The sequence below is a fragment of the Nonomuraea sp. NPDC049486 genome (assembly GCF_040676925.1).
GTDB classification, from domain to species: domain Bacteria; phylum Actinomycetota; class Actinomycetes; order Streptosporangiales; family Streptosporangiaceae; genus Nonomuraea; species Nonomuraea ferruginea.
The window spans coordinates 235,588-246,420 of sequence record NZ_JBFAPV010000005.1 but is presented as its reverse complement, the minus strand read 5'-3'; the positions used below and the strand labels follow the sequence as shown (position 1 = coordinate 246,420).

The following is a 10,833-nucleotide window of genomic DNA, read 5'->3' as shown; positions in this document are numbered from 1 at the left end:
ACAGATCGGGTTTTCCGAAGACAAGGCGCTAGAAAAGGCGATCGCGGGTAGTTGCCTCCCCATCCAGGGGAGGGCTCGCATGGTAAGCCGGCACACCGGTCAGGAGAAACTCGGGCGCGTCATCTTCATCGCCGCTTCGGCGGCCGTCGGGGGCTTCCTGTTCGGGTACGACAGCTCGGTCATCAACGGCGCCGTCGTGGGCATCCAGACCCACTTCGAGGTGGGCAGCGTCGAGATCGGCTTCGTGGTCGCCGTCGCGCTGCTCGGCTCCGTCGTCGGCGCCTGGTTCGGCGGCGGGTTCGCCGACCGGTGGGGGCGCACCAGGACCATGCAGATCGCGGCGATCGTCTTCGCCGTGAGCTCCATCGGCCAGATGCTGCCGTTCGCCGTCTGGGACCTGACGATGTGGCGCGCCCTGGCGGGGGTCGGGATCGGGATGGCGTCGGTGCTCGGCCCCGCCTACATCGCCGAGGTGGCCCCGCCCGCCTACCGCGGCAGGCTGGGATCGTTCCAGCAGCTCGCCATCGTGCTCGGCATCGCCACGTCGCAGCTGGTGAACTACGTGATCGCCCGGCTCGCGGGCGGCGACGTGAACAACCATCTGTGGGGCCTGCAGGCGTGGCAGTGGATGCTCGGCGCCTGTGTCGTGCCCGCGCTGGCCTACCTGTGGCTCGCCTCCGTCATCCCCGAGTCGCCGCGCTACCTCGTCATGGCGGGGGAGCCCCGGCGGGCCAAGGAGGTGCTGGCCCAGGTCGAGGGCGACGAAGGCGACCTGGACGAGCGCGTACGGGAGATCCAGCACGTGCTCAGGACCGAGCACCGGCCGACGCTCAAGGACCTGCGCGGCCGGGCGCTGGGACTGCTGCCGATCGTCTGGATCGGCATCATCCTGTCGGTCTTCCAGCAGTTCGTCGGCATCAACGTGATCTTCTACTACTCGTCGGTGCTGTGGCAGTCGGTGGGCATCAACCAGGCCGACTCACTGCTGATCAGCTTCTCCAGCTCGATCATCAACATCGTCGGCACGTTCATCGCCATCGCCCTGGTGGACAGGATCGGCCGCAAGCCGCTGCTGCTCCTGGGCTCGGCCGGCATGGCCGTCTCGCTGGCCACCGCCGCCTGGGCGTTCAGCTTCGCCCGGCCGATCGAGGGCACGATGGCGCTGCCCGGCCCGCAGGGCGCGATCGCGCTGATCGCGGCGAACCTGTTCGTGCTGTTCTTCGCCCTGTCCTGGGGTGTCGTGGTCTGGGTGCTGCTGGGTGAGATGTTCCCCAACCGCATCCGCGCCGCCGCGCTGGGCGTGGCCGCCGCCGCCCAGTGGCTCGCCAACTGGGTGATCACCGTCACGTTCCCGGCGATGTCGGAGTGGAACCTGTCGCTCACGTACGCGATGTACGCGGCCTTCGCCGTGCTGTCGTTCCTCTTCGTCACCAGGTGGATCAAGGAGACGAAGGGCCGGAGGCTGGAGGAGATGGGCTAGCCGCCGGCCCTGGGCGCTCTCACCGCCGGGAGCCGAAGCGGCGGCGGACGAACATGAAGACCATGGCGCCGATCCAGATGAAGAAGAGGAACTTCAGCACGCCGAAGCCGCCCGCGAAGAGCCCCACCATCAGGAACACGAACAGGATCGGCACGATCGGCCCCGGCCCCCGGTGGCCGTGGTGCCGGGGGTGCATCGGCCCGCGATGGTGGTGTCCCATCTGGTGCCGGAACGCCTTCATCTGCTTGCGGTGCGCCCGCATCGCCTCCTGCCAGGAGGCGGCGTCCGGCCAGGGCCCCAGGTCGGCGACGGGGGGAAGCCCGGGGGGCCGGGCGGGCCCGTGGCCGGGCAGGTCGGCCGTGATGCGGGCCAGGTCGCGGCGGGTGCGGGCGGCCAGCGCCTGGTCGAGGCGCTCGTCGAGCTCCTCGTGGGTCAGACGGCCCTGGGCGAAGTGCTCGCGCAGGGCGGTCATGGTCTGCTCGCGCTCCGCGTCGCCGATGCGGAGGTCGTCATGGTCCATCACGGATGCCTCGCTCTCGCCGGGCCGGCTCATCGCCTCACTCCTCGCCCGGGTCGCCGTCGGCCAGGATCTGGTAGAGCTTGCGCCGGGTCTCAACCAGAGTCTTACGCGCTTCGCGGATCTGTGCGTCGCTCCCGGACTGGAGAATCTGCATCATCGCGAAAGCGGACTGCCGGGCGGTGTCCCACAGATCGGCCGTGTTGTCGTCGATGTCGGGCCGCATCTCGTCCCACGGGGCGCGGATCTCGTCGGCGTGCGCCTCGATGTAGGCGCGGCCCTCGTCGGTGAGGCGGAAGGTCTTGCGGCCCTCGTTCTCCTCCGCGATGATCAGCCCTTCGTCCGTGAGCTGCTGCAACGCCGGGTAGACGGCGCCGGGGCTGGGCTTCCAGCCGCCCTCGCTGCGCTCGGCGATCTCCTGGATGATCTGGTAGCCGTTGCGCGGCTCCTCGGCCAGCAGCGCGAGGATCGCGGCTCGTACGTCACCGCGCTTGGCCTTGCGGGGCCTGCCGCCCCAGCCGCGGTGGCCGCCGAACGGGCCGCCGGGACCCCACGGGCCGCGCCCGAGGTCGAACGGGAACGGGCCAGGGCCTCTGCGCCCGCGGTGGCGGTGTTCGTGCCGGTGTTCGTGGTGGTGATGGTGACCCTGCTCGAACGCCTCGGCCACGGCCTTGACCGTGTCGCGCAGAGCCTTCTTCACCTCGTGCGCCTCGGGCCACTGGCCTCCCATGGCGTGGGCGGATGTCATGTCGTACTCCTCTCGACCGTTCTACGATGCTTCAAAGATATATCGACAGTGTGTCGATAGCAACCAATTCCGACAAGTGACTCAGATCACCAAAAACCTCGAGAGGGCCGGGAACAGGATCCAGGGGTACTACGTTGTTCCCATCAGACGAGGTCGTTCCGCGTCGGCAGGGCTGGGGGGTGCTGTCGCCGCTGGAGACGGCCTCGTCTGCATTTTCGGAACGTTCTAGGGACTTCCGGGCGACAGGCGGAAGCGGGCGCGGGGCGCTAGCATCCCGATCATGATGGGGCACACGCACGCGCTGACGGGGGCCATCGCCTGGCTGGGGCTCGCGCCCCCGCTCGCCGCACTGCCGCTGCTGAACGAGTCGTCCCGGTTCATCGAGACCGGCATCATGGCCACCGCGCTGAGCCCGGCCGAGCTGATCGCCGGCGCGATCATCTGCTCGGGCGCCGCCATGCTCCCTGACCTCGACCACCCGAGCGCCACCATCGCCCAGACCTTCGGTCCCGTCACCTGGCTGCTCAGCAAGGCGGTCTCGTGGCTGAGCGGCGGACACCGGGGCGCCACCCACTCGCTGGCGTTCGCGATCGCGATCGGGCTGGGCGCCCACTGGCTGGCCGCCGCCTACCCGATCGGGCGCGACATCATGGTGGTGCTGCTCATCGGGCTGGCCCTGCGCGCGATCGGCATCGGCATCCCGGGCAAGAAGCTCGCCTCGGCCATGGTCAACATCGGCATGACGGCCGGGCTCTACGCCGTATTCCTGTCCATGGACGTCGGGTACGCCTGGCTGGGGCTGGCCGTGGGCATCGGCTCCTTCATCCACGTGGTGGGCGACTGCATGACCGAGCGGGGCTGCCCGGTGCTCTGGCCGCTGTCGGTCAAGTTCCTGCTGCCGTGGAAGATCGGCATCAAGACGGGCAGGAAGTTCGAGCAGAAGATCCTGGCTCCCGTGCTCTCCGTCGCCATCGTCGGCCTGCTCTTCTGGCGGCTCGGGCCGCTTTAACTTGATGTCGAGATACTTTAGAGATATCTTGATGTCGAGACAATCTGCGGCCGGCGTGACTTAGGTTCACCTAACGTGAAGAACGCTTCCCCGGTGCGGCAGGATTCTTAGTGAGCTAACCGTCAATGGAGGAGGCGAATCACCGTGTCCGCGAACAGCTTCGGCAGCCGTGACACGCTGCGCGTCGGCGACGCGTCTTATGAGATTTTCCGGGTGGACGCCGTCGAAGGTGCTGCACGCCTCCCGTACAGCCTGAAGATCTTGCTGGAGAACCTCCTCCGCACCGAGGACGGCGCCAACATCACCGCCGACCACATCCGCGCGCTCGGCGGCTGGGACCCGAACGCGAAGCCGAGCGTGGAGATCCAGTTCACCCCCGGCCGCGTCATCATGCAGGACTTCACCGGCGTGCCCTGCGTGGTCGACCTCGCCACCATGCGCGAGGCGGTGCGCGACCTCGGCGGCGACCCGGCCCGCATCAACCCGCTGGCCCCCGCCGAGATGGTCATCGACCACTCGGTCATCGTCGACTACTTCGGCCACCCCGACGCCTTCCGGCGCAACGTCGAGCGCGAGTACGAACGCAACGGCGAGCGCTACCAGTTCCTGCGCTGGGGCCAGACGGCCTTCGACGAGTTCAAGGTCGTCCCGCCCGGCACCGGCATCGTCCACCAGGTCAACATCGAGCACCTCGCCCGCGTGGTCATGACGCGCGACGGCAAGGCCTACCCCGACACCTGCGTCGGCACCGACTCCCACACCACCATGGAGAACGGCATCGGCGTGCTCGGCTGGGGCGTCGGCGGCATCGAGGCCGAGGCCGCGATGCTCGGCCAGCCGATCTCCATGCTCATCCCGCGCGTGGTCGGCTTCAAGCTCAACGGCGAGCTGCCCGCCGGCGCCACCGCCACCGACCTGGTGCTGACCATCACCGAGATGCTGCGCGCGCACGGCGTGGTCGGCAAGTTCGTGGAGTTCTACGGCGAGGGCGTGTCGTCCGTGCCGGTGGCCGACCGGTCCACGATCGGCAACATGAGCCCCGAGTTCGGCTCCACCTGCGCCATCTTCCCGATCGACGGCCAGACCGTCGACTACCTCCGGCTCACCGGCCGCTCCGAGGAGCAGATCGAGCTCGTCGAGGCCTACGCCAAGGCCCAGGGCCTCTGGCACGACCCGTCGGCGCCCGAGCCCCAGTTCTCCGAATACCTAGAGCTCGACCTCGCCACCGTCGTGCCGTCCATCGCCGGCCCCAAGCGCCCGCAGGACCGCATCGCGCTCTCGGACGCCAAGAAGGCCTGGCGGGCCGCCGTCAACGACTACGCCGCCAACACGCTGAGCCCGGGCGACGAGGCGTCCGCCGAGTCGTTCCCCGCCTCCGACTCCCCGGCGGTCAGCCACGACAGCAACGGCGACAAGCCGCACTCCGCCCACCTCGAACGCGAGCGGCCGCACAACAAGGTGCCGGTCACGCTGGCCGACGGCACCTCGTTCGAGATCGACCACGGCATCGTGGCCATCGCCGCCATCACCTCCTGCACCAACACCTCCAACCCGTACGTGATGCTCGGCGCGGCCCTGCTGGCCCGCAACGCCGTCGACAAGGGCCTGACCCGCAAGCCGTGGGTCAAGACCTCGCTGGCGCCCGGCTCGCAGGTCGTCACGGGCTACTTCGAGCGCTCGGGCCTCCAGCCCTACCTCGACAAGCTCGGCTTCAACCTGGTCGGCTACGGCTGCACGACCTGCATCGGCAACTCGGGCCCGCTGCCGGAGGAGATCTCCAGGGCGGTGCACGACAACGACCTCGCGGTCACCGCCGTGCTGTCCGGCAACCGCAACTTCGAGGGTCGCATCAACCCCGACGTCAAGATGAACTACCTGGCCTCGCCGCCGCTCGTGGTCGCCTACGCGCTGGCCGGGACCATGGACATCGACCTCGACAACGAGCCGCTCGGCACGGGCAACGACGGCGAGCCCGTCTACCTGCGCGACATCTGGCCGGCGCCCGACGAGATCACCGACGTGGTCAACTCCTCCATCGGCCGCGAGATGTTCGAGCGCGACTACGCCGACGTGTTCGAGGGCGACGACCACTGGAAGTCGCTGTCGATCCCGACCGGCGACACCTTCGAGTGGGACCCCGATTCCACCTACGTCCGCAAGGCCCCCTACTTCGAGGGCATGCCGCGCGAGCCGGAGCCCGTCGCCGACATCGCCGGCGCCCGCGTGCTGGTCAAGGTCGGCGACTCGACCACCACCGACCACATCTCCCCGGCCGGCTCCATCAAGGTGGGCACGCCCGCCGCCGAGTACCTGCGCGAGCACGGGGTCAAGGTCAGGGACTTCAACTCGTACGGGTCGCGGCGCGGCAACCACGAGGTGATGATCCGCGGCACGTTCGCCAACATCCGGCTGCGCAACCAGATCGCGCCCGGCACCGAGGGCGGCTACACCCGCGACTTCACCCGGCCGGAGGCGCCGGTGTCGTTCATCTACGACGCCTCGGTCAACTACGCCGCCCAGGGCACCCCGCTCGTCGTGCTCGCGGGCAAGGAGTACGGCTCCGGCTCCTCGCGCGACTGGGCCGCCAAGGGCACCGCGCTGCTGGGCGTCCGCGCCGTCATCGCCGAGTCCTACGAGCGCATCCACCGCTCCAACCTGATCGGCATGGGCGTGCTGCCGCTGCAGTACCCCGACGGCCAGACGGCCGACTCGCTCGGCCTGACGGGCGAGGAGACGTTCGACATCACCGGCGTCGAGGCGCTCAACGACGGCTCCGTCCCCGGGACCGTCCATGTCAAGGCCGGTGACGTCGAGTTCGACGCGGTCGTGCGCATCGACACGCCGGGCGAGGCCGACTACTACCGGCACGGCGGCATCATGCAGTACGTTCTGCGCGGCCTGCTCGCCAAGTGAGCCTTCCGCGCCTCCGCCCGGCCACCAGCCGGCCGGAGGCGCGGGCCAGGGCGAGATCCTTTCACGCCCGAATCGGGGGATCACCCGTGCCCACGAGACGCCGCCCGGCGACACACCCGTCGCCGGGCGGCTCTCCACGTCAGGATACTGCCGAGGGCGGGGCGGACCAGGTGTCGCAGGCGGAGGGGGAGACGGCGTGATGGCCGCGCTTGAGCCAGCGCACCCGGGTGGCGCCCGCGCCGTGGCTGCGCCGGTGCTCGTCGTCGCCGCTGGCGCGGGTGGCGTCGAGCAGCGCCGCCCAGTCGTCGCCGGTACGCTCCAGCGACCTCCACACGGCCCCCAGGAACACCCCCGACAGGCAGTCGGCCTGCAGCTCGTAGCGGCGGCCCAGCTCGGCCTGGCGGCCGGGGCTCGCCTTGACCCCGGCCTCGTAGTGGCGCCGGGCGCCGGTCAGCGACTGCAGGTGGTGGCCGTACTCGTGGGCGGCGACCTTCAGCGGGTAGAGGTCCGTGCGGTTCTCGATCCAGTCGCCGGTGAGCGGGAACACCAGGACGCGGCGGTTGGTGCAGTAGAAGGCGGCGGCGCTCTCGGGCCACGGCACGCCGCACACGCGCCGCCCGGGCTCGTCGTAGAAGCGCACCGCGGGCTTGCGGAAGGGGCGCCGGTCGGCGGCGAAGTGCGCCTTCCATGACTTATCCAGACATTTCACGACTGTGGCTAGATACTCGCGCGTCCGCGGGATCCCCCCGTACGTGATCGCCGGCTCGGGGCACACCACCCGCGCCAGCTTCCCGCTCCCGTCGAACGGGTCCTTGTACGGGGCCGCGTGCGCGGGCAAGGCGGGCACGGCTGTCGCGGCGACCACGCACAGCCCCAGGAACGCAGATCGGACTCGCACGATCACGCAGCCTAGAGGATCCGCGGCCCCCGCCGGTCCGGGCCCTCATCGGCCTGTCGAGTCGCTCCTGGCCCGCCTGATGTCACCCTCGTGCCGTACCGCCCAGTCCGCCAGCGCCGAGAGGGGGACCAGCAGGGACCGGCCGAGCGGGGTCAGGCTGTACTCGACGCTCGGCGGCACCGTCGGAAGCACCTCCCGCCGTACCAGCCCGTCGATCTCCAGGCCGCGCAGCGTACGGGTGAGCATGCGCTGGCTGATGCCCTCGACGGCGCGGTGCAGCTCGTTGTACCGGTGCGGCCGCCCGCCGAGCAGGACCACCAGGAGCACGCTCCACTTGTCCCCGACGCGCCGGAACACCTCACCGGCAGGACAGGCCGCCAGTTCGTCCGCCGGCACGGGGCGCGGCAGCTCGTACGCGAGCGCGGAGGGAACATCGGTGTGCGTATCGGACATGAAACTGCCTTCTTTCGCCCTCTGCCCGGATCCGCCCAGGATGGGCGGGCCATGATCTGACCTTACGGGGGAGGCGTACGATGCCGAAGAATGTGATCATCAGCGGGGGCACGGACGGGATGGGCCGCGCGACCGCGCTGGCCCGGCTGGCGCGGGGCGACCAGGTCACCGTGATCGGCAGCAGCGCCGCCAAGGGCCGCGCCCTGCTGGCCGAGGCGGACAGCGATCGCCTGCGGTTCCTGCGGGCGGACCTGTCGTCGATCGCCGAAACGCGCCGGGCGATCGCGGAGATCGCCGGGCGCCACGGGACGGTGGACGCGCTGGCGCTGTTCGCCAACCGGGTGAACGCCCGCCGTCTGGAGACCGCCGACGGCCTGGAGTCCACGTTCGCCCTGTACTACCTGAGCCGTTACCTGCTGAGCCACGGCCTGCGCCCGCTGCTCGACGCCGCGCCCGATCCGGTCGTGGTGAACGTGGCCGGCGTCGGCGTCACGACGGGCCGGATCTTCTGGGACGACCCGCAGCTCACCCGCGGCTACGGTCAGGTACGCGCCCAGCTCCAGGCCGGCCGGGCCAACGACCTGCTCGGCGTCGCGTTCGCCCGGCACGCGGAAAGCCGCGCCAGATACGTGCTCTATCACCCCGGGTTCACCCGCAGCGGCCTGGACGGGCACCCGAACCCGCTGGTCCGCGCCGGGCTCAAGACGCTCGGCCGGCTCTTCGCCCGGCCGGTGGCCGACGCCGTGGCCCCCGTCGTGGCGTGGATCGACGCCCCGCCGCCGGCCCCGCTCACCGCCGTCGACCGCGGAAAACCGGTCCCGCTGTCGCTGCGTACGCTGGATCCGGACGACGCCGACCGGCTGGCCGCGTACACCGGGGACCTGCTGAAGGCCGTCGCCGGCTCTCCCGGATGACCCGGTCGCCGATCGCGTCGCCCGCGGAAGATCATCACTTCGTGCCAGGTGGGGCGACGGAGGGTGAGCATGATGGAGTAGTCCGCATGGATGATCTGACGTTAGTGCTGCTGGTCGGCAGTTTGGCGGTTTTCGTGGGGGCGGTGGTCCAGGGGAGCGTGGGCTTCGGGATGGGCCTGGTGGCGGCTCCCGTGCTGACGCTGCTGGACCCTTCGCTGATGCCGGGCGCGATCCAGGTGACGAACATGACGTTGCCGCTGTTCACGCTGGCGGTGGAGTGGCGGCGCGTGGACTGGCGGGGGCTGGGTTTCGCGGTACTCGGCCGGTTGCCGGGCAGCGTCATCGGCGCCGCCATCGTGGTCTACATCTCGATCCACCACTTGGGCATCTTCGTGGGCGCCATGGTGCTCGTCGCGGTGATCCTCACGGCGCGGGCGGTGAGCCTGCCGCGGAACGGGTTCACGATCACCTCCGCGGGCTTCGTCTCCGGCATCACGGGCACCGCCACCGGCATCGGCGGGCCACCCATCGCCCTCGTCTACCAGACCGCCAAGGGGCCGGAGATCCGGGCGACGCTGGCGATGTTCTTCTTCCTGAGCGCCGCCCAGTCTCTGGTCATCCTGGCCCTGGTCGGCCACCTGCCCGCCCGCGCGCTGGGCGCGGGCGCGGTGCTCGTCCTGCCGATGATCGCCGGCTTCCTCGTCTCGGGCCCGCTGCGCCGCTATCTCGACGGCGGCAAGGTCCGCATCGCCGTCCTCGTGGTGGCGGCGGTGTCGGCCGTCGTCCTGGTCGGCCAGAGCCTGGCGGGCGCGTGAGCCCGCCGGACGCGGGTCAGGAGGCCTTGCCGAGCCCTCGTACCAGGAGAGAGGCGGTCCTGGCGATGACGCCGTTGTCCACCTCGGCGTCGGCGGAGGGGCGCTGGATGTAGACGGCGATGATCACCGGGGCGCCCGACGGCGGCCAGGCGATCGCGATGTCACTGGCGGTCCCGTACACGCCGCCCGTGCCCGTCTTGTCGCCTGCCGTCCAGCCCTTGGGCAGACCGGCGAAGATGCGCTCCTTCCCCGTCTCGGTGGCCCGCATCCAGTCGGTCAGCCGCTTCCTGTCGGCCGCCACCAGGGCGTCCCCGACAGTGATCTTCTTCAGGTCGCGGGCCATCGACGCGGGCGTGATCGTGTCGCGCTTCTCGCCCGGCTTCCAGTCGTTCAGCTCGGTCTCCCATCGGTCGAGCCGTCCGGCCCGGTCGCCGAGCGAGCGGTAGTAGCGGGTCATGCCCGCCGGCCCGCCGATCTGCTTGAGCAGCACATTGGCGGCGGTGTTGTCGCTCTGGGTGATGGTGGCGTGGCACAGCCGATCCGGGGTCATCCCGTTTCTGATGTTCTCCGGAAGGCCGGATACGGGGGAGTGGTCGACGACGTCCTTCTTCGTCCAGCGGAGGACGCGCTTCATCAGGCCGGGGTCCTTGGTACGGGCCTTGTCCAGGATCGCGCCGCACAGGACGGCCTTGAACGTGGAGTTGCTCGGGAACCGCTCGCCGGCCCGGTGGCCGAAGGTCTTGCCGGTGCCCGTGTCGATGGCGAAGGCGCCGATGCGTCCCTGGTAGGAGGCTTCGAGCCGGCGCAGCTCCGCGCGGACGCCGTCCTCGCGGCCGGCCGGCGCGGCGACGGCGGCCTGCGGTCCCCAGGCGCCTCCGGCGAGCACTGCGGACAACGTCAGGAAGGAGAATGCGAGCTTGGCTCGGGTTCTCCGGAAGTAGCGCTGCATGTCAAAGCCCCTGATTCAGATCTCGATCTCGTACGGGAACGAGCAGACCAGAGGTTCCGGCAAGCTGTCCAATAGTGATATCGGTACCCCGTCGATATCGGGAACATCATGAGAGCAGGTAGGCGTGGCCTCATGAC

General features: G+C 70.0%; 10 protein-coding genes. 5 read left to right on the top strand and 5 right to left on the bottom strand.

All coding sequences use genetic code 11. The features are described from left to right. Window positions 1-79: 79 nt before the first annotated feature. On the top strand, window positions 80-1,480 hold the full coding sequence (locus tag AB0K05_RS17210) for a sugar porter family MFS transporter (protein ID WP_364230004.1): 1,401 nt from the start codon (window positions 80-82) through the stop codon (window positions 1,478-1,480). 19 nt (window positions 1,481-1,499) lie between these two features. On the opposite strand, the gene AB0K05_RS17205 is transcribed toward AB0K05_RS17210, so the two are convergent. Beyond that, a complete protein-coding gene (locus AB0K05_RS17205) occupies window positions 1,500-2,033 on the bottom strand; it encodes a DUF1707 domain-containing protein (protein WP_364230002.1) in 534 nt (177 codons plus the stop codon). Window positions 2,034-2,037: 4 nt separating this feature from the next. Further along, on the bottom strand, window positions 2,038-2,745 hold the full coding sequence (locus AB0K05_RS17200; RefSeq protein WP_148030327.1) for a PadR family transcriptional regulator: 708 nt from the start codon (window positions 2,743-2,745) through the stop codon (window positions 2,038-2,040). Between the two features lie 280 nt (window positions 2,746-3,025). On the opposite strand from AB0K05_RS17200, the gene AB0K05_RS17195 reads away from it, so the two are divergent. Beyond that, complete coding sequence (locus tag AB0K05_RS17195; RefSeq protein WP_271277574.1) at window positions 3,026-3,754, top strand: metal-dependent hydrolase; 729 nt, start codon at window positions 3,026-3,028, stop codon at window positions 3,752-3,754. Window positions 3,755-3,898: 144 nt separating this feature from the next. Then, window positions 3,899-6,667, top strand: a complete 2,769-nt coding sequence (acnA, locus tag AB0K05_RS17190) for an aconitate hydratase AcnA (RefSeq protein ID WP_271277575.1) — start codon at window positions 3,899-3,901, stop codon at window positions 6,665-6,667. Window positions 6,668-6,806: 139 nt separating this feature from the next. Here the strand turns inward: acnA and AB0K05_RS17185 are convergent, their stop codons facing one another. Then, window positions 6,807-7,565, bottom strand: a complete 759-nt coding sequence (locus AB0K05_RS17185; RefSeq protein WP_364229999.1) for a neutral zinc metallopeptidase — start codon at window positions 7,563-7,565, stop codon at window positions 6,807-6,809. Between the two features lie 45 nt (window positions 7,566-7,610). Next, window positions 7,611-8,018: a helix-turn-helix domain-containing protein gene (locus AB0K05_RS17180; RefSeq protein ID WP_364229997.1), complete on the bottom strand. Its 408-nt coding sequence runs from the start codon at window positions 8,016-8,018 to the stop codon at window positions 7,611-7,613. An 80-nt stretch (window positions 8,019-8,098) separates the two neighbouring features. On the opposite strand from AB0K05_RS17180, the gene AB0K05_RS17175 reads away from it, so the two are divergent. Then, on the top strand, window positions 8,099-8,932 hold the full coding sequence (locus tag AB0K05_RS17175) for an SDR family NAD(P)-dependent oxidoreductase (protein ID WP_364229995.1): 834 nt from the start codon (window positions 8,099-8,101) through the stop codon (window positions 8,930-8,932). 86 nt (window positions 8,933-9,018) lie between these two features. Continuing rightward, window positions 9,019-9,747, top strand: a complete 729-nt coding sequence (locus AB0K05_RS17170; RefSeq protein ID WP_148030333.1) for a sulfite exporter TauE/SafE family protein — start codon at window positions 9,019-9,021, stop codon at window positions 9,745-9,747. 16 nt (window positions 9,748-9,763) lie between these two features. On the opposite strand, the gene bla is transcribed toward AB0K05_RS17170, so the two are convergent. Then, complete coding sequence (bla, locus tag AB0K05_RS17165) at window positions 9,764-10,633, bottom strand: class A beta-lactamase (RefSeq protein ID WP_271277595.1); 870 nt, start codon at window positions 10,631-10,633, stop codon at window positions 9,764-9,766. Window positions 10,634-10,833 lie beyond the last annotated feature (200 nt).

Bases quoted from the DNA above. Each gene is read 5' to 3' on its own strand.
- AB0K05_RS17210 (WP_364230004.1), top strand. From the start codon at position 80: ATGGTAAGCCGGCACACCGGTCAGGAGAAACTCGGGCGCGTCATCTTC.
- AB0K05_RS17205 (WP_364230002.1), bottom strand. From the start codon at position 2,033: ATGAGCCGGCCCGGCGAGAGCGAGGCATCCGTGATGGACCATGACGAC.
- AB0K05_RS17200 (WP_148030327.1), bottom strand. From the start codon at position 2,745: ATGACATCCGCCCACGCCATGGGAGGCCAGTGGCCCGAGGCGCACGAG.
- AB0K05_RS17195 (WP_271277574.1), top strand. From the start codon at position 3,026: ATGATGGGGCACACGCACGCGCTGACGGGGGCCATCGCCTGGCTGGGG.
- AB0K05_RS17180 (WP_364229997.1), bottom strand. From the start codon at position 8,018: ATGTCCGATACGCACACCGATGTTCCCTCCGCGCTCGCGTACGAGCTG.
- AB0K05_RS17175 (WP_364229995.1), top strand. From the start codon at position 8,099: ATGCCGAAGAATGTGATCATCAGCGGGGGCACGGACGGGATGGGCCGC.
- AB0K05_RS17170 (WP_148030333.1), top strand. From the start codon at position 9,019: ATGGATGATCTGACGTTAGTGCTGCTGGTCGGCAGTTTGGCGGTTTTC.